Annotated in this window: 14 protein-coding genes; 9 read left to right on the forward strand and 5 right to left on the reverse strand. The window is 68.5% G+C overall.

The window, feature by feature from the left end; all coding sequences use genetic code 11:
- Positions 1-78: 78 nt before the first annotated feature.
- The 4 genes from ACYX4P_RS15545 to ACYX4P_RS15560 all read left to right on the forward strand — a co-directional run bounded on the left by ACYX4P_RS15545 (position 79) and on the right by ACYX4P_RS15560 (position 6997).
- Positions 79-2166 (forward strand): catalase, encoded by a 2088-nt coding sequence (locus tag ACYX4P_RS15545; RefSeq protein ID WP_292048867.1) that lies wholly within the window; start codon positions 79-81, stop codon positions 2164-2166.
- A 124-nt stretch (positions 2167-2290) separates the two neighbouring features.
- The gene (locus ACYX4P_RS15550) at positions 2291-3367 is read left to right on the forward strand and encodes a site-specific DNA-methyltransferase (RefSeq protein WP_248120262.1); all 1077 of its coding nucleotides are present in this window, start codon (positions 2291-2293) and stop codon (positions 3365-3367) included.
- 196 nt (positions 3368-3563) lie between these two features.
- Positions 3564-4679: a glycosyltransferase family 4 protein gene (locus tag ACYX4P_RS15555; RefSeq protein ID WP_248120264.1), complete on the forward strand. Its 1116-nt coding sequence runs from the start codon at positions 3564-3566 to the stop codon at positions 4677-4679.
- A 170-nt stretch (positions 4680-4849) separates the two neighbouring features.
- Positions 4850-6997 (forward strand): amylo-alpha-1,6-glucosidase, encoded by a 2148-nt coding sequence (locus ACYX4P_RS15560; RefSeq protein WP_248120266.1) that lies wholly within the window; start codon positions 4850-4852, stop codon positions 6995-6997.
- 4 nt (positions 6998-7001) lie between these two features.
- On the opposite strand, the gene mutY is transcribed toward ACYX4P_RS15560, so the two are convergent.
- Positions 7002-8054 (reverse strand): A/G-specific adenine glycosylase, encoded by a 1053-nt coding sequence (gene mutY, locus ACYX4P_RS15565; RefSeq protein WP_248120268.1) that lies wholly within the window; start codon positions 8052-8054, stop codon positions 7002-7004.
- A 21-nt stretch (positions 8055-8075) separates the two neighbouring features.
- On the opposite strand from mutY, the gene ACYX4P_RS15570 reads away from it, so the two are divergent.
- The 5 genes from ACYX4P_RS15570 (at position 8076) to ACYX4P_RS15590 (ending at position 13855) form a co-directional block, all read left to right on the forward strand.
- On the forward strand, positions 8076-8627 hold the full coding sequence (locus ACYX4P_RS15570; RefSeq protein WP_248120270.1) for a DUF721 domain-containing protein: 552 nt from the start codon (positions 8076-8078) through the stop codon (positions 8625-8627).
- A gap of 95 nt (positions 8628-8722) precedes the next feature.
- Complete coding sequence (locus ACYX4P_RS15575; protein WP_248120272.1) at positions 8723-9364, forward strand: DsbA family protein; 642 nt, start codon at positions 8723-8725, stop codon at positions 9362-9364.
- Between the two features lie 10 nt (positions 9365-9374).
- The gene (locus ACYX4P_RS15580; RefSeq protein ID WP_248120274.1) at positions 9375-9986 is read left to right on the forward strand and encodes a thioredoxin domain-containing protein; all 612 of its coding nucleotides are present in this window, start codon (positions 9375-9377) and stop codon (positions 9984-9986) included.
- 12 nt (positions 9987-9998) lie between these two features.
- Positions 9999-13436 (forward strand): chromosome segregation protein SMC, encoded by a 3438-nt coding sequence (gene smc, locus ACYX4P_RS15585; protein ID WP_248120276.1) that lies wholly within the window; start codon positions 9999-10001, stop codon positions 13434-13436.
- On the forward strand, positions 13433-13855 hold the full coding sequence (locus ACYX4P_RS15590; protein WP_248120278.1) for a hypothetical protein: 423 nt from the start codon (positions 13433-13435) through the stop codon (positions 13853-13855). Before smc ends, ACYX4P_RS15590 begins: the two co-directional genes overlap by 4 nt.
- Here ACYX4P_RS15590 and ACYX4P_RS15595 read toward each other — a convergent pair.
- The 4 genes from ACYX4P_RS15595 to murD all read right to left on the reverse strand — a co-directional run bounded on the left by ACYX4P_RS15595 (position 13824) and on the right by murD (position 18926).
- Positions 13824-14957: a mechanosensitive ion channel family protein gene (locus ACYX4P_RS15595; RefSeq protein ID WP_248120279.1), complete on the reverse strand. Its 1134-nt coding sequence runs from the start codon at positions 14955-14957 to the stop codon at positions 13824-13826. The two genes, ACYX4P_RS15590 and ACYX4P_RS15595, sit on opposite strands and share 32 nt — an antisense overlap.
- Before the next feature lie 37 nt (positions 14958-14994).
- On the reverse strand, positions 14995-16086 hold the full coding sequence (gene murG, locus ACYX4P_RS15600) for an undecaprenyldiphospho-muramoylpentapeptide beta-N-acetylglucosaminyltransferase (protein WP_248120280.1): 1092 nt from the start codon (positions 16084-16086) through the stop codon (positions 14995-14997).
- 174 nt (positions 16087-16260) lie between these two features.
- Complete coding sequence (locus ACYX4P_RS15605; protein ID WP_248120281.1) at positions 16261-17436, reverse strand: peptidoglycan glycosyltransferase FtsW; 1176 nt, start codon at positions 17434-17436, stop codon at positions 16261-16263.
- Positions 17433-18926, reverse strand: a complete 1494-nt coding sequence (gene murD, locus ACYX4P_RS15610) for a UDP-N-acetylmuramoyl-L-alanine--D-glutamate ligase (protein WP_248120288.1) — start codon at positions 18924-18926, stop codon at positions 17433-17435. Before murD ends, ACYX4P_RS15605 begins: the two co-directional genes overlap by 4 nt.
- Positions 18927-18930: the final 4 nt, after the last annotated feature.

Raw genomic sequence — 18930 nt, forward strand, 5'->3', positions numbered from 1 at the left:
AACCATCCCAAACCCATAGCGTTAGCAGGGTGATGCGCGCCACGCCCCGTGGTCGCCGGCTTCCCAAAAGGTTTTCAGATGGCCAAGACCCCTGCGCGCGCGCCGACGTCCACGCTGGGCGCTGGTGGCGAGTTGCACCAGACCGCCGCCACGCCCGAGACCCGCACCACCACCAATCACGGCGCGCCGATCAGCGACAATCAGAACTCGCTCAAGGCCGGGCCGCGCGGCTCGACCCTGCTGGAGGACTTCATCCTCCGCGAGAAAATCCAGCATTTCGACCATGAGCGCATCCCCGAGCGGATCGTCCATGCGCGTGGCTCGGCCGCCCACGGCTTCTTCGAACTGACCGACAGCCTATCGGACTTCACCACCGCCAAGATCCTGACCGAGGTCGGCAAGAAGACCGAACTGTTCACCCGCTTCTCGACCGTCGCCGGCGGTGCGGGCTCGGTGGATACGCCGCGCGACGTGCGAGGGTTCGCCGTCAAATTCTATACGTCCGAAGGCAACTGGGATCTGGTCGGCAACAACATCCCGGTCTTCTTCATCCAGGACGCGATCAAGTTCCCGGACCTGATCCATTCGGTGAAGATGGAGGCGGACAAGGGCTATCCCCAGGCAGCCAGCGCGCACGACACATTCTGGGACTTCATCGGCCTGATGCCCGAGAGCATGCACATGGTCATGTGGGCCATGTCGGATCGGGGCATCCCCCGCAGTCTGAGGATGATGGAGGGGTTCGGCGTGAACACCTTCCGCCTGCTGAACGCCGAGGGCGAAGCGACGCTGGTCAAATTCCACTGGCGGCCCAAGCTGGGAACTCAGTCCACCTGCTGGGACGAGGCGGTCAAGATCGCCGGCGCCGACCCCGACTACCACCGTCGCGACCTGTATGAGGCCATCGAGCAAGGCGACTTCCCCGAATGGGAGTTCGGCGTGCAGTTGTTCAGCCAGGAACAGGCCGACGCCCTGCCCTTCGACATTCTGGACGCCACCAAACTGGTCCCGGAAGAAGACCATCCGATCCGCGTGATCGGCCGCATGGTGCTGGACCGCAACCCCGACAACTTCTTCGCCGAGACCGAACAGGCGGCCTTCCTGCCGACCAATATCGTGCCGGGCATCGACTTCTCCGAGGATCCGCTCCTGCAGGGGCGGCTGTTCTCCTATCAGGACACCCAGCTGTCGCGCCTGGGCACGGTCAACTTCCATCAGATCCCGATCAACCAGGCCAAGGGCTGCCCCTTCCAGAACTTCCAGCGCGACGGCCATATGCAGATGGCCGTGCCCAAGGGCCGCGCCAACTATGAGCCCAACAGCCTGGCCCAGGCGGGCGAGGACGGCGGCCCGCGCGAGGACCCGAAAGGCGGCTTCCGCACCGGCCGCGTTCCGGTCGAGGGCGAGAAGGTCCGGCTGCGCGCCGAGACCTTCGCCGACCACTACAGCCAGGCGCGGCTGTTCTTCCGCTCCCAAACCGAGATCGAACAGGCCCACCTGGCCAGCGCCATCGTGTTCGAACTGTCCAAGGTCTCCCTGCCCCACGTGCGCGAGCGTATTCTGGCCAATCTGCAGAATGTGGATCAGACCCTGGCCCGGCGTGTGGCGGACGGTCTGAACCTGCCGCTGCCAGAGGCGTCCGAGCCCGGCGTCGCGCCCATCGATCTGGACGCCTCGCCCGCGCTTCGCATCGTCGGCAAATATCCTGAAACCTTGAAGGGCCGGAAGGTCGCGATCCTGATCGCGGACGGCTCTGACGGCGCGGTGGTCGATGCGGTGCGGGCGGCGGTCGAGGGCGATGGCGGCTCGGTCTTCATCGTCGCGCCCAAGATCGGCGGCGCCGAGCTGAAGGGCGGAAAGACCCTGCCCGCCGATGGTCAACTGGCCGGCAGTCCGTCGGTCCTGTTCGACGCCGTGGCGGTCGTGTTGTCCGACGAAGGATGCGCGATGCTGATGAAGGAGGGCGGGGCGGTCGATTTCGTCAAGGACGCCTTCGGCCATCTGAAGGCGGTTGGATTCACGTCAGAGGCCCAGCCGCTGCTGGACAAGGCAGGGGTCGACCCGGACGCGGGCGTGATCGACCTGTCAGAGAACGCCGACGGCTTCCTCGCGCCCGCCCGCACCCGCCAATGGGATCGCGAACCGAAGGTCCGCATACTGGCGTGAAGCGCCGTCGCACCCGTCATCCTCTCTCGCAAGAGCGAGGATGACGGGTGCGGGCGGATTTCAACACTGCCTTAACCGTAAGGATTCACCATGACGGCTCTGTTTGTTCCGGGGCCGCGTTTCCATGTCCGATCCGAAGACCGACGTCATTCACCGTGGCGACTGCATCGAGGTGCTGAAGAGCCTGCCCGACGCCTCGGTCGACATGGTCTTCGCCGACCCGCCCTATAATCTGCAGCTAGGCGGCGACCTGCTGCGTCCCGACAATTCCAAGGTCGATGCGGTCGACGACGACTGGGACAAGTTCGCCAGCTTCGCCGAATACGACGCCTTCACCCGCGCCTGGCTGGCGGAATGCCGCCGCGTTCTGAAACCGGAAGGCTCGATCTGGGTGATCGGCAGCTATCACAATGTCTTCCGCCTGGGATCGGCGATCCAGGACCTGGGGTTCTGGGTGCTGAACGACATCATCTGGCGCAAGTCCAACCCGATGCCGAACTTCAAAGGCACGCGCTTCACCAACGCCCACGAGACCCTGATCTGGGCCGCCAAGTCGCGTGATCAGAAACGCTACACCTTCAACTACGACGCCCTGAAGGCCTTCAACGAAGACACCCAGATGCGGTCCGACTGGACCTTCGCCCTGTGCACGGGCGAGGAGCGGATCAAGGACGCGGACGGCAAGAAGGCCCATCCCACGCAAAAGCCCGAGGCCCTGCTGCATCGTGTCCTGCTATCGGCCACCCGCCCTGGCGACGTGATTCTGGACCCCTTCTTCGGCACAGGCACCACCGGCGCCGCCGCCAAACGTCTCGGCCGCCACTATATCGGCATTGAGCGCGACGAGACCTATGCCGACGTCGCCGCCACCCGCATCGCCGCCGTCATTCCCGCAAGCGCCGAGGATCTGGTCGTCACCGGCTCCAAGCGCGCCGAGCCGAAGGTGCCGTTCGGCGCCCTGGTCGAGGCCGGCCTGCTGCAGCCCGGCGACCGCCTGTATTGCCCCAAGGGCGAGCGTGAGGCGCGCGTGCGCGCCGACGGGTCGCTGGTCCACGGCTCATTGACCGGGTCGATCCACAAGCTGGGCGCCCTGTTGGAGAATGCGCCGGCTTGCAACGGCTGGACCTATTGGCGCTTCAAAACCGATCAGGGGCTGAAATCCATCGACGCCCTGAGGTCCGAGGTGCGCGCGGCGATGTGATCCCTGATGCGGCACGTCGTCGCGACAATCACATCAAGCACTTAGCGGACCGGGGTACGATTTCGCACAGAGATCAGAGTTCAGCTTCACCGTAACTGCCAGAAACCGTTGTGAAAATTCGCCAGTCAGGGCGGAACCTCGCAGTTGCGAGAACATTGATGTTCACGGCCCGCCGTTGCGGTGTCGGAGCATCCTCATGAAAATCGCGCAGATCACCCCGCTGTATGAAGCCGTCCCGCCCAGGCTTTATGGCGGGACAGAGCGCGTGGTCGCCCATCTGACCGACGCCTTGGTCGATCTGGGCCACGACGTCACTCTGTTCGCCAGCGCCGACGCCCAGACCAAGGCTCGTCTGGTGCCCGTGCGCGATCAGGCCATTCGTCTCGACCCCGCGCCGCTTAAGTCCGATCTTGCCGCCCACATGTCCATGTTGGGCGAGGTTCTGGACCGCGCCGAAGAGTTCGACGTGATCCACTTCCACACCGACATGATCCACTTCCCACTGTTCCAGAAGTATGCGGACAAGACCCTGACCACCCTGCACGGCCGGCTGGACATGAAAGATCTGCCCGGCGTCTATGCGCGCTGGAGCGAGTTCGGCCTAGTCTCCATCTCCGACGATCAGCGCAAGCCGCTGCATTTCGCCAATTGGAAGGCGACCGTGCATCACGGCATGCCGGGCGAACAATATATCTTCTCTCCGAAATCCGAGGGCTATCTGGCCTTCCTCGGCCGCATCTCGCCAGAGAAGCGGCCCGACCGCGCCATCGAGATCGCCACCAAACTGGGCAAGCGCCTGAAGATGGCCGCCAAGGTGGACGCCGCCGACAAACGCTATTGGGAAGAGACCATCAGGCCGCTGGTCGAGGGCAACCCCCTGATCGAGTTCATCGGCGAAATCGGCGATCATCAGAAGTCGGCCTTCCTGGGCGGCGCCGAGGCGCTGCTGTTCCCCATCGACTGGCCCGAGCCTTTCGGCCTGGTGATGATCGAGGCCATGGCCTGCGGCACGCCGGTCGTCGCCTTCCGCTGCGGCTCGACGCCCGAGGTGATCGAGGACGGCGCCACCGGCTTCCTTGTCGACACCATGGAACAGGCCATCGCCGCCGCCGGTCGCGCGCATCTGATGGATCGCGAAGCCGTGCGCGCCCGGTTCGACCTGCGCTTTTCGGCCACCGCCATGGCCCGGCGTTACCTGGACGTCTATGGCGATCTGCTGGCGCGCCGCCCCTTCGCCGAGGCGCCGATCGATACGGTCGTCACGCCTTTGCGTCCCCTGGCGGAAGATCGCAGCTTCGCGGCCATGGTCTGATCGTCTTCGCCCGACGGTGGGCGAGCGCCTCATGATCTTGCAATAAAATAGAGGCGACGGAGGTGAACCCTGCGTCGCCTTCATCAGTTGACCATCCAAGCGGCCCCTCAGCGCCGTATTCGGGTGTGACACGTTCGGCCAAGGCCTCACAACGACGGGGAAGAGACCGCATGGACGACGCCTATTCCACCCAGCTGACCGCTGGCGAATCCGTCGAGGCCTCGGGCCTCGAACAGCTGATGGCGCTGAAGGACGGCGACACCTTCCTGGTCGCCGACGGCTGGGGCGACATGAAGGGCGGCGCCGACGGCCTGTTCGCCAACGACACGCGCGTCCTTTCGCGCTGGACCATGACCGTGGGCCTGCTGAAGCCGTCGCGCCTGTCGTCGGGCGTCAGCCAGGACAACGTCTTCTTCTCGTGCCACACCACCAACCGTCCCCTGCCCCCGATGGGCGGCCGGTCGGCGCCGGCCGGCGTGCTGCATATCGAGCGTCGCCGCTTCCTGTGGGGCCGGCGGATGTTCGAACGGGTGCAGATGGTCAACCACGGGGTGGAGGACATCCTGCTGCCCCTGGCCTTCGATTTCGGCGCCGACTTCGCCGACATCTTCCAGGTGCGCGGCACGCCGCGAGCCAAGCGCGGCGCCATCCATACCCCCACCACAGACGGGCGGCGCGTCACCTTCCGCTATACCGGGCTGGATGACGTCGAACGCCTGTCTTGCCTGGCCTTTTCCGAGCCGCCGGCCCGGCTCACGCATCAGCGCGCCGAGTTCATGTTCAGCCTGCCCAAGGGCCGGACCCTGGATCTCTATATCGAGTGCGGCGTGGATTCCTGCGAGGCCCCGGACGAACGGCGCTGGCGGCTGAACGCCATCCAGGCGCGGCTGGCCATGCGCGCGAAACGTCGGCGCGGCGCCTCTGTGCGCGGCCCCCGCAGCCCGCGCTTCAACGACTGGCTGGATCAGTCGCGCGCCGACATGGCCCTGCTGACCACCGACCTGCCGACCGGCCCCTATCCCTACGCTGGCACCCCTTGGTTCTCGACCCCGTTCGGGCGCGACGGCATCATCGCCGCCTGGCAGATGCTGTGGCTGGACCCGTCGCTGGCCAGGGGGGTGCTGACCTATCTGGCCAGCCGGCAGGCGACCGAGACATCGCTCTATCAGGACAGCCAGCCCGGCAAGATCATGCACGAGACGCGCGGCGGCGAGATGAGCGCCCTGCACGAGGTGCCGTTCGGCCTCTACTACGGCGGGGTCGACACCACGTGCCTGTTCGTCGCCCTGGCCGGCGCCTACGCCAACCGGACCGGCGATCTGGACCTGATCCGCAAGCTCTGGCCCAATCTGATCGCCGCCGCGAACTGGATGCGCGACTATGGCGACAGCAACGGCGACGGCCTGATCGACTATCAACGCGGCGCCGACACCGGCCTGTCCAATCAGGGCTGGAAGGACTCGGAAGACTCCATCTTCCACGCCGACGGTCGCTTCCCGAAAGGCCCCATCGCGCTGCTGGAGGTCCAGGGCTACGCCTACGCCGCCTGGAAGGCGCTGGGCGACCTGGGCGAGCGGCTGCACGACGACCGCGCGCCCGAATGGCGGATGCGCGCCGAACAGGTCCGCGCCCTGGTCGAGGACAAATACTGGATGGAGGACGAGGGCTTCTACGCCGTCGCTTTGGACGGCGACGGGGAGCAATGCCGCGCCATCGCCTCGAACGCCGGCCATCTGCTGTTCACCGGCCTGCCGTCGCTGGAACGCGCGCGGCGCGTTAGCAAACGCCTGCTGACGGCAGAGTTCCGCACCGGCTGGGGCATCCGCACGCTGGAGGTCGGCCAGGCCCGGTTCAATCCAATGAGCTACCACAACGGCTCGGTCTGGCCCCATGACACGGCCATGGCCGCCGCCGGCATGGCCAACTATGGCGAGCGTGACGCGGTCGCCGAAATCCTGGCCGAGATCTACGCCGCCGCCGCCCACTTCCACCTGCGACTGCCGGAACTGTTCTGCGGCTTCCCGCGCACGCCGGGCGAGCCGCCCATCGCCTATCCGGTCGCCTGCCTTCCCCAGGCCTGGGCCGCTGGTTCGGTCTTCCTGATGCTTCAGGCGACGTTGGGCCTGTCCATCGACGCCTGGAACGAGACGGTCGATCTGGCCGATCCGGTGCTGCCCGCCGGTCTGGATCGTTTGAAGATCACCGGACTGGAAGTCGGCGCCTCCGTCGTCGATCTGAACATCCAGCACCTGGAAGGCCGCGCCGTCGTGATCCCCCATCACAAGACCGGCAAGGTCGCAATCCGCACCCTGCGTTAGACGATCAGCCCAACAGGTCCGGCGCACCGGCGCGGTCCAGCGCCTTGGCGAATACGGTGGGCAAGGCTGCACGCGCCGCCTCGACCGACATCCAGCGCCACGTCGCGTGTGGCGTCGCCCCTTGCGCCGTCATCACCGTCAAGGTCAGGCTGAAGTGGGTGAAGACGTGCTCCACCGCCCCGGCCGTGCGCCAGTCCGCCGGCACAGGCGGCGGACCGGACGGTTCGTCGGCCGCCCAGCCGCTTGTCGGCAGGCCCAGCATTCCGCCCAGCAGCCCCTTGTCCGGGCGCGTCTCCACCGCCACCCGGCCCTGGTCGTCGAACACGACATAGGCCATGCCCCGGCGGTGCGGGCGGTCCGCCTTCTTGGTCTTGACCGGAAACCGCGTCGGCTCGCCTGTCGCCCGACCCCGGCATTGGTCGGACACCGGGCAGACCTCGCACGACGGCGACTTGGGTCGGCAGACGGTCGCCCCCAGGTCCATCAAGGCTTGCGCCCAATCCCCCGGCCGTTCATCGGCGACGAACAGCCCCGCCAGCCGCCGCAGTTCAGGGCGCGCGGCCGGAACCGGGGTCTCGACGGCGAACAGCCGCCCCATGACCCGCTCGACATTGCCGTCCACCACATTGGCCGCCCTGTCGAAGGCGATGGCCGCGACGGCGGCGGCCGTATAGGCGCCCACCCCCGGCAGGGCCAGAAGCCGAGCCTCCGTGTCGGGGAAGACCCCGCCATGCTCGCCCGCCACCGCCCGCGCGCAGGCCAAGAGGTTGCGCGCACGAGCGTAGTAGCCCAGCCCGGCCCAAGCCCCCATCACCTGCGCATCGTCGGCCGCCGCCAGGTCCGCAACCGTGGGCCAGCGCGTGGTGAAGGCGTGGAAATAGGGCGTGGCGTGCGGCACCGTCGTCTGCTGCAGCATCACCTCCGACAGCCAGACGCGGTAAGGCGCTGTCCGCGCCGCGCCCACGGCCGCCCGCCACGGCAGGCTGCGCGCATTTGCGTCGTACCAGGCCAGGAGCCGGGCGCGGATCAACAAGATGTCGGGAGAGACGTCGGCCATGGGATCGCGCTATATAGGCCCATGCGCCGCGCCCTGCCCACAGACGCCGAGGTTCGCGAGATCCTTTCTCGCCGCCGCACCCGCCCGGCGCCGCGCCCCGCGCCCCGCGCGGGCAAGGCGCTGACCCCGCTGATCAAGAAGCTGGACGCCCAGTTCGGGCGCGGCGCGGGCGCCCTGGAGCCGCGCTGGCGCGAGATCGTCGGCGACCGCCTGGCCCGCGTCACCCGCCCCCAGAAGCTGACCACGGGCAAGGGCGGAGCGCCCGGCGTGCTGGAGTTGCGCGTCGCCGGCGCCGCCGCCTTGTTGGTGCAGCACCAGTCCCAGGACATATTGGCCCGCGTTAATCTGTTCCTGGGCGCCGGATCGGTGGATCGGCTTCGCATCGCCCAGGGTCCGGTCGCCCCGCTGAAGGAGGCCGCCGCCCGCCCGAAACGCAACGCCAAGCCCGCCCCCCTGCCCGCCCAGGCCGAGGCCGATTTAGCCGCCTCAATCGCCGCCGCGCCGGAAGAGTTGCGCGCCGCCCTGGCCCGCCTGGGCCGCGTCGCGCTCTCGCGCACCGACAGGCAGGATTGACAAAACTTCGCCGCACCTGTTCTCGACTAGTTCAGGGTTGCGCCATTCCGGGGAATCGCGCCGCCATTCGCCAATGATCCGACCGAGGAAATCCCATGGCCGACACTGAATCCCGTTTCGCCCGCATGAGCCGCCGAGCGGCCATCACCGGCGCCGCCCTGGCGACCATGGCCCTGGCGGCGTGCGGCGGGGCCAAGAGCGCAGCCGAGGGCGACATGAGCCTGGGCGCGCCGGACGGCGCCAAGGTCACGGTGGTCGAATACGCCTCTGTCACCTGCCCCCACTGCGCCCTGTGGCAGAAGAACACCTGGCCCGCATTCAAGGCCAAATATGTGGACACCAACAAGGTCCGCTATATCTTCCGCGAGCTGCCGACCCCGCCGGTCGACGCCGCCACCGCCGGCTTCCTGGTCGCGCGCTGCGCCGGCAAGGACAAGTATTTCGACGTGGTCCACCAGTTGATGGCGACCCAGCAGGAAATGCTGACCTCCTCGCCGCGCGACTGGCTGCTGCGGACCGCCCAGGCGGCCGGTCTATCCGAGCAGCAGTTCAACGACTGCGTGACCGACAAGGAGGCCGTCGCCGCCATGGAGAAGCGCGTCCAGTTCGCCCGCACCCAGGGCGTGACCGGCACCCCGGCCTTTTACGTCAACGACCAGCAGATCCTGACCCCCGGCGGCGAGGGCGCCAGCCTGGCCGATCTGTCCACCGCCATCGACGCCGCCTTGGCCAAGTAAGGCGACGCCGATGATCCGCCGCGCCGTATTGGCCCTGTCCTTCGCCGCCGCCCTGTCGATGGGCGCGGCGTCGGCGTCGTTCGCGGCTGAGGCGCCGCCTCCCGTCACGGCCCAGGATCACGTCCTGGGCCGGGCGGATGCGCCGGTGACGGTGATCGAATACGCCTCCTTCACCTGCTCGCATTGCGCGGACTTCCACAACACGGTGCTGCCGGCCTTCAAGGCCAAATACATCGACACGGGCAAGGTCCGGCTGGTTCATCGCAACCTGCCGACGCAGCCGGCCAATGTCGCGGCCGCAGCGGCCGCTGTCGCCTTGTGCGCCGCGCCGGGCAAGTATTTCGACGTCGCCTCGGTCTTCATGCGCGATCAGGCGAACCTGGCCACGACCGGGGCTCAACCCTGGTTCGCCGCCGGCGTCTCCGCCAGCGGCCGGACCCGCGCCGAAATCGAGACCTGTCTCCAGGCCCCCGCCACCCGCACGGCGCTGGAGACCCAAATCGCCGGCGCGGAGGCGGCGGGCGTGACCGGTACGCCGACCCTGTTCGTCAACGGGACGCTGGTCGCGGACCATTCGCTGGACGCCCTGTCGGCCGCCGTCGACCCGCTGCTGCGCCGGTGACGCTCTAGGCCGATGCAGTTCCAGCGGCTCCGGCTGGTCGGCTTCAAGTCCTTCGTCGACGCGGCGGAGGTCCAGATCGAATCCGGCCTGACCGGCGTGGTCGGACCAAACGGCTGCGGCAAGTCCAACGTCCTTGAAAGCCTGCGCTGGGTCATGGGCGCCAACTCGGCCAAGGCCATGCGCGGCCAAGGCATGGATGACGTCATCTTTGCGGGCGCGGCGGGCCGTCCCCCGCGCAGCCACGCCGAAGTCAGCCTGACCATCGACAACGCCCAACGCCGCGCGCCCCAGCCCTTCACCGACAGTCCCATTCTGGAGGTGTCGCGCCGTATCGACCGGGGCCAGGGTTCGACCTACCGCATCAACGGCAAGGAGGTGCGCGCGCGAGACGTGCAGCTTCTGTTCGCCGACGCCTCGACCGGCGCCAACTCCCCCGCCCTGGTGCGCCAGGGACAGATCAGCGAACTGATCGCCGCCAAGCCCCAGAACCGCCGCCGCATTCTGGAAGAGGCGGGCGGGGTCGCCGGTCTGCACACCCGTCGGCATGAGGCCGAGTTGCGCCTGAAGGCCGCCGAGACCAATCTGGAACGCCTCGACGACATCGGCCGCGAACTGGAAACCGCGCTGAACCGCCTGAAGCGCGAGGCCCGTCAGGCCGAGAAGTATAAGAAGATTAGCGCCGAGATCCGCGCCCTTCAGGCTGCCCTGCTGTTCGTCCGCTGGAACGACGCCCGGCTGGCGGCCGAGGCGGCGGCCGCCGAACTGCGCGCAGCGGATGCGACCGTGGCTGAGACGACGACCGCCGCCGCCGCCGCCCAGACCGCCGCCCTGGCCGCTCAGGAAGCCTTGAAACCCGCGCGCGAGGAGGACGCCGTCGCCTCGGCCTTGCTGCACCGCGCCAGTCTGGAGCGCGACCGGCTGGACATGGCCGAACAGGCCGCCCGCGCCGAGGTCGACCGACTGAAGGCCGAGGCCGCCCGTATCGCGGCCGACGCCGCGCGCGAAGAGGGCATGGCCGCCGACGCCAAACGCGAACTGGACCGGCTGGACAACGAACTGGCCCGGCTGAAGGCCGAGATCGCCGCCGCCCCGGAACGCGGTCCCGAACTGGACAAGACGCTGCTGGCTGCGGAGGACGCCCGCAAGGCCGCCGACGCCGAGGTCGAACGTCTGGCCGGCACGCTTGCCGCCGTCGAGGCCCGCGCCAACGCCGAGACGGCCAGAAAACGCGACGCCGAGGCCCGGCTGTCGCGCGTCAGCGGCCAGCACGATCAGGCCCGGCGCGAACGCGAGGCTCTGGGCCCGCTTGAAACACCTGAACTGGATACGGCGCGTCAGGCGCTGGAGACCGCCCAGGCCGATCTGGCCGCCGCCCGAGAAGCCGTCGAAACGGCAGAGACCAAACGCGGCGAACTGGCCCGCGCCGAACAGGAATCCCGCACCGCCGCTCGCGCGGCGGAGGATCGTCTGGGCCGTCTGCAGACCGAGGCGCGGGGTCTGGCCCAACTGCTGGTGACGGGCAAGCGCGACCATCCGCCAGCCTTGGACAAGGTGCGCGCCGACAAGGGCTATGAGGCCGCTCTGGCCGCCGCTCTGGGCGATGATCTGGACGCCGCGCTGGACGCTCGCGCCGCCGTCTATTGGCGAGGCGCAGAGGCTCCCTCCCCGACATGGCCTACGGACGTCACGCCCCTGTCGGCCTATGTGCAGGCGCCGAATCAACTGACCGCGCGCCTCGCCCTGTGCGGCGTTGCGCCCAAGGCCGATGCGGCGAAACTGGCTGAGACCCTGCCGCCCGGCGCGCGTCTGGTGACGACCGAGGGCGACCTCTACCGCTGGGACGGCTTCGTCAGCCGCGCCGAGGCGCCGCGCCCCGCCGCCGTGCGTCTGGCCCAGCGCACCCGACTGGCCGAACTGGAGGCCGAGATCGACAAGGGCAAGCCCGCGCTGGAACAGGCGCAAGGCCAGCAGAAGTCCGCCACCGACGCCTTCCGCGCCGCCGAGGAGGCGGTCAAGGCCGCCCGGCTCAAACCCTTCGCCGCCGACAAGGCCGTGACCGGAGCCCGCGACCGGGTCGAAACCCTGGCCCGCGATCAGGCCCGACGCGAGGCGCGGGCGCAGGCCCTGGACGACACCGTGACCCGGCTGGCCGCCGAGGTCGCGGAGGCCCAAACTGCTCTGGACGCCGCCCAGACCACCGACGCCCCGTCCGAGACGATCGCCGGTCTGCGGAACGAACTGACCGCCGCCCGCGCCGCCGCGGACACCGCCCGCACCGCCGCCCAGACCGCTCGTTCCGACCGCGACGCGGAGGCCCGTGACCGTCAGGGCCGCGAACAGAGGCTGGGCGGCCTGACCCGCGCCCGCGACGGCTGGGTGAGCCGGTCAAAGGACAGCGCCGTCCGTATCGCCGCCCTGACGAAGGACGCCGACAAGACCGCAGCCCTGTTGAAACAGGCCGAAATCGCGCCTCAGGGCTTCGCCGAACAGCGGGGCAAACTGCTGGACGCGCTGACCGCCGCCGAACAGCGCAAACAGGCGGCGTCCGACGCCATGGCTCTGGCCGATGCGGCGGCGGGCGACGCCGACCGCGCCAGCCGCGCCGCAGACGCCGCCGCCGCGCAAGCCCGCGAGGCCCGCGCCGGTCTGGCCGCCCGCGCCGAGGCCGCCGCCGAGAAGCTGACCGAGGCCGAGACCACCCTGCGCGAAACGGCGCAGATGTCGCCGCAGGAGCTGGGCCAGAAGCTGACCGACGACGCCATCGCCCGTCCGCCCGACGCGGCCGGGGCCGAGAACCTGTTGTACGGGCTGGAGCGCGAGCGCGAGGCCCTGGGCGCCGTCAACCTGCGCGCCGAAGACGAGGCGGTGGAATATGGCGACCGGCTGAACAGCATGAAGTCCGAACGCATCGACCTGACCCAGGCGATCGCCAAGCTGCGCGACGGCATCGACGAACTGAACGCCGAGGGCCGCGAGCGTCTGGTGGCGGCGTTCGACGTCATCAACACCAACTTCAAGACCCTGTTCGAGGCCCTGTTCGGCGGCGGTCAGGCCGAGCTGAAGCTGGTCGAGAGCGACGATCCGCTGGAGGCGGGACTTGAGATCTACGCCTGCCCGCCCGGCAAGCGGCTGTCGGTCATGTCGCTGATGAGCGGCGGCGAACAGGCCCTGACGGCGGCGGCCCTGATCTTCGGCGTCTTCCTGGCCAACCCGGCGCCCGTCTGCGTGCTGGACGAGGTGGACGCCCCGCTGGACGACGCCAACGTCGACCGCTTCTGCCGGATGCTGCACGAGATGCGGTCGCGCACCGACACCCGCTTCATCGTCATCACCCACAACCCCGTCACCATGAGCCGAATGGACCGCCTGTACGGCGTCACCATGCCCGAACGCGGCATGAGCCAACTGGTCAGCGTGGACCTGCATCAAGCCGAGACCCTGGTCGCATGATCGCCCTGATACTGGCCCTGCTGGCCGATCCCGCCCCCGCTCTCGCGCCTGTCGGCGTCGGTCGTTTCGCCATCTACGCCGATGTGACCTCCATGGAGCGCGAAGGCGACATCGCCCGTATGCGCGAACTTCAGGTCGCCGAGACCGGCTTCAAGGTCGGCGACGTCGTCTATGTCGGCGGCTGGTCGCGCTGGGCCTTCGATTGCCGGGCGATGACGGCGGATCGGCTGGACTTCGCCTCGCTGCGCGCCGACGAAACCGAAGGCCCCGCCACGCCTGACCCGGCCCCCGCCTATCCCGCCGCTCCCGGCGGCGACGCCGCCGAACTGCTGGCCGCGGCCTGCGCGCCTAATAAGCCCGCCGAGACCCTGACGTTGGACGAGGCGATCAGGCGAGGCCAGGCGGCTCTGGCGGACTAAGGCCCTTTTCGGCGCCCTGTGGCCATTCGAGACGATCGCGCGGCAGGGCCTCGCGGCAGTGATCGCGCATATAGGCCATCAGTTTCTCGCGGATTTCGCAGCGCAGGTCGAACGCCACCCCGGCGGAGCGGGCGCTGGCCAGGCAACGGACCTGGAGCACGCGCTCGGTGATGTCGGTGACCTGCATCACCTGAACGTCGCCATCCCAGTGCTGGGACGCCTTGACGATACCCTCGAAGGCGGTGCGCAGCCGGTCGATCGGGGCTTCATAGTCGACGTAGAAGAAGGCCACGCCGATCAGGCGGGCGTTCTCGCGTGTCCAGTTCTGGAAGGGCGTAGTGATGAAGTAGGACAGGGGCAGCACCATCCGGCGCCAGTCCCACAGCTTGACCACCACATAGGTGGCGGTGATCTCCTCCACATTGCCCCACTCCTTCTCCACGATGACGGCGTCGTCGATGCGGATGGGCTGGGTAAGGGCGATCTGGATGCCGGCGACCATGTTGGTCAGGATGGGCTGGAGCGCCAGGCCGGCGATGATGCCGACGACCCCGGCCGAGGCCAGCAGGCTGACGCCCCACTGACGGAAGCCGGCGATGGTCATCAGGGCCAGGCCGACCGTGACGATGAACAGGATCACCTTTGCCACCCGCTGCAGGATGCGGGTCTGGGTCAGGTGCTTCCGGGCCAGCAGATTGTCCTCGACGGCGATATTGTACCGCTTCAGGTGCATGACGGACCACATGTCCAGCACCCCCGACGCCAGCCAGCCCAGCGTCAGGATGAACAGGAACAGCAGCACCGAACGAATGTCGGCCGAGGGCACGGGGTCCATCGGCGAAACGGTCACGCCCAACCCCACGCCCATGATGATGATCAGGACCCGCAGCTTGATCCGCGCCCGCTCGACCACGCCGCGCCAGAAGACGTCCTTCTTCCTGACCATGCGGCGCAGGATGGCGAAGGCGATCTTGTGCGTCAGCCAGCCCCCGCCGACGAAGACCAGCAGGACCAGGCTAGTCACCGCCCATTCGGGCAGCCAGTCGAACCGATGCCACAGGGCGCGGACTTGGCGGGTCAGGGCGATGATCTCGGGGGGCATGGGGAAGCTAACGCGCCACAAGCTGAACGGTTGACCTTTAGCGCGAGGCGGCAGTCGCCTCGGTCAGGTCGGCCAGGCGTTGGGCGGCGTCGGGGATGGCGACGGATCGGGCAGCGGCGGACATGGCCGACAGCCGCTGCGGATCGGACAGCACGGCGGCCAGGGTCGAAGACAGGCGTTCGACGGTCAGGTCGTCTTCCAAAATGACCTCGGCCGCGCCGGCGTCAGTCAGGGCCTTGGCGTTCAGGCGCTGATGGTCGTCGGTGGCGATCTTCAGCGGAATCAGGACCGACGGCAGGGCGGCGACGGCCAGTTCGGCGCAGGTCGAGGCGCCGGAGCGGCCCACGACCAGATGGGCCTTGGCCAGCCGTTCGGCCATGTCGCGGAAGAAGGGCGCGACCTCGGCCTCGATCCCGGCCTCCAGATAGATCTGACGGGCGGCCTCCAGCGTCTCGGGGCGCGACTGCTGCTGCACCTTCAGGCGACGACGCAGGGCTTCCGGCAGGGCCGCCAGGGCGCGTGGGGTGGTCTCGGAGAGGATGCGCGCGCCCTGGCTGCCGCCCGTCACCAGCACATGGATCGGGCCGTCATTGGCTGGGGCCAGATAGGGACGGTCGAAAAGGGCGCGAATCTCTGCGCGCACCGGCGAGCCGACGACATGCGAACGGCCCTGCACCTTGGGGGGCGCCCGCTCCAGCGTCGGGAAGGACGAGGCGACCTGGTTCACATAGGGGGCCAGGATGCGGTTGGTGCGGCCCAGCACGGCGTTCTGCTCATGGATCACCGTCGGGCGCTGAGCGGTGACGGCGGCGACCAGGGCGGGGGCGGACGGATAGCCGCCGAAGCCCACCACCACATCGGCGCCCAGCCGGTCGAAGGCGTCACGCGCCTGAATCACCCCCTTGAAGATGGCCACGCCCGCCTTGACCAGACCCAGCGGGCCGGAGCCTGTGGCCGCGTCCAGCGCCAGCCGTTCCTCGGCGGGAAAAGCGTGGGCGTATTGTTCGCCGCGATGATCGGTCGCCAGCACCACGCGCCAGCCGCGCGCCGCCATCTCGCGCGCCAGGGCCTCGGCCGGGAACATATGGCCGCCGGTTCCGCCGGCTGCGACGACGCAGAGCTTGGACATGGGGTCTCCATTCATGGGATCGCTTTCGACCCTGTCTCGCATTTACTCTTTCTCGTCATCCCCGGCCTTATGCTTGGGATCCATATGCCCGGCATCAGCAGTCGTGCGTGCAAGGTGAAGCCCGAGTTTATGGACCCAGGCACAAGGCCTAGGGTGACGGTCTCTTTATGGCGCCTACAGCAACCGTCGGCCCATCGTCAGGCTGGCCCCCGGCTCGTAGGCGCCGGGGCGGCGGCGCGTCAGGGCCAGGGCGAAGCCCATGGTAAGTCCCATGGCCAGCATCGACGAGCCGCCGTAGCTGATGAACGGCAGGGTCATGCCCTTGGTCGGGATCAGGTTCAGGTTCACCGCCACATTGATGCAGGCCTGAAGCCCGATCAGCATGAACAGGCCCGCCGCCGCCGTCTGTTCGAACGGATCAGTCAGCTTCATCGCCCGGCGCATCCCGCGCACGACGATGAAGGCGTAAAGGCCGATCATGATCAGGCTGAGGACCAGGCCGAATTCCTCGGCGCCGACGGAATAGATGAAGTCGGTATGCAGGTCGGGCACGTGACGCTTCATCACCCCCTCGCCCACCCCGCGACCCAGCAGGCCGCCGGCGCGGATGGCCTCGGACGCGCTGTCGATCTGGTGGGTGTCGGTGGTCTCGGGCGAGAAGAAGCGGCTGAGGCGGTCGCGCATATGGCCGAAGACGAAATAGAGCGAGACCAGCCCCGCCATACCCGCGCTAGCCAGGACCGCCATCCATTTGAACGGCACACCCGCCATGAAGAAGACCGCCATGAAGGTGGTGGTGATCAGCAGAGTCTGGCCGATATCCGGCTGGATCAGCAAGAGACAAACGGTCAGGGCGTAGAAGCCGAAGGCGATGGTGACGCCGGGCACCCCCTGTCCCTTCTGCGCCTCGGCGAACATCCAGGCGGCGAAGACGATCAGGCCGGGCTTGGCGAACTCGGACGGTTGCAGGCTGAACGGCCCCAGGTTCACCCAGCGCGCGGCGCCTTTCACCGTGTCGCCGATGAACGGCAGGGCGGCCATGACGACGATGGCGCCGAACAGGGCCAGAACCGCGATCCGTCGCACCCCGCGCGGCGACATCAGCGAGGTGGTCAGCATGACCGTCAGGCCGACGCCGGCGAAGACCATCATCCGCCAGGAATAATGGAACGGATCTGTGATCGATTCGTCGGCCAGGATGGCGGCGGGGCTGGACGCGAAGCTAAGCGAGACCCCCAGCGCCATCAGGGCCAAAGCCGCGCCCAGAAGCCCGCGATCCACGGTCCAGAACCAGCGCGCGATCAGGCTCTGATCGTTGCGGGAGAAGGCGGGGGTGTAATGGGCGCTCATGCCGCGCTCTCCGGGACGGAGGTCAGGTTCAGCACGGCGGCGCGGAAGGCCTCGCCCCGCGCCTCGAAGTCGGCGAACTGGTCGAAACTGGCGCAGGCGGGCGACAGCAGGACGAACTGGTCTCCCCCCGCTGCGGCAGCGTCGGCGGCCGCGGCGGCGACGGCGGCGTCCAGGGTCTGGGTGATGACGTGAGGCGTGTCGCCAAGGGTCTTGGCGAAGGCGGGCGCCGCCTGGCCGATCAGATAGGCTTTGGTTATGCGCGGGAAGAGGTCGGCCAAATCTTCGATGCCGCCGGCCTTGGGCACGCCGCCGGCGATCCAGAAAACGGATGGATAGCTGGCCAGGGCCTGACGCGCGGCGTCGGCGTTGGTGGCCTTGGAGTCGTTGATAAAGCGCACGGCGCCGACCTGAGCCACCGTCTCCATACGGTGAGCCAGGCCAGGGAAGGTCAACAGGCCCTTGACGGCGGCGGCATGGGAGACGCCCAGCGCCCGGCCGGCGGCATAGGCGAAGGCGGCGTTCTGGGCGTTGTGCCGGCCGGGCAAGGAACGGGCGGGCGCGAGGTCGGCGAGGGTTCGGCCCTCGGCTCGGATCGCGCCCGGCACAGCCTCGATACCGCTCATCCCCGCGAAAGCGGGGACCCAGTTCTGTGGGCTTTCCGGCGTGTCTAGGGAGGTCCGCTCGTGATCCGCGGCGCCCTGCCCGTGCGAAAGGACTGGGTCCCCGCTTTCGCGGGGATGAGCGGCGGAGGAAATCGTGATGACGCGGGAATTCAGGCCGGACGCGATCGCCTGCCCCCAATCCTCGTCCACGCCGATCAGCGCCACCGCGTCAGGCGCTTGGGCCGCGAAGATGCGCGCCTTGGCGGCGACATAGCCCTCCATGCCGCCGTGGCGGTCCAGGTGGTCGGGGCTGATGTTGGTCAGGATCGCAACGTCGGGGGCGAAGGTCGTGGTCAGGTCCAGCTGGTAGCTGGAGACCTCGATGACATAGACCGCGTCCGGCGTCGGCTCGGGCAGGGCCAGAACGCCGATTCCGATATTGCCGCCGACATGGACCGTCAGGCCGGCGGACTTCAGCACCCAGCCGATCAGGGCGGTGGTGGTGGACTTGCCGTTGGTGCCGGTTATGGCGACGACGCGGGCGCGCTGATCTGCAGGCCGGGCGGCCAGGGCGCGGGCGAACAGTTCGATATCGCCGATCACCGGCACGCTGGCCTCGCGCGCGCGATCGACGGTCCAGTGCGGCTTCGGGTGCGTCAGGGGCGCGCCAGGCGACAGGATCAGGGCGGCGAAACCGGACCAGTCGGCGGCGGTCAGGTCCTCGACCTGGAAGCCTTCCGCCTCGGCCTGCGTCCGGCCCGAAACGCCGTCGTCCCACAGGATGGGGATGGCGCCCCCCGCCTGGAGCGCGCGCGCGGCCGTGATCCCCGACCGTCCCAGGCCGAAGACCGCGACCCGCCTGCCCTCGAAACCGGGAACGGCGATCATCGGA

The organism is Brevundimonas sp. ABV4_179, from assembly GCF_056311945.1.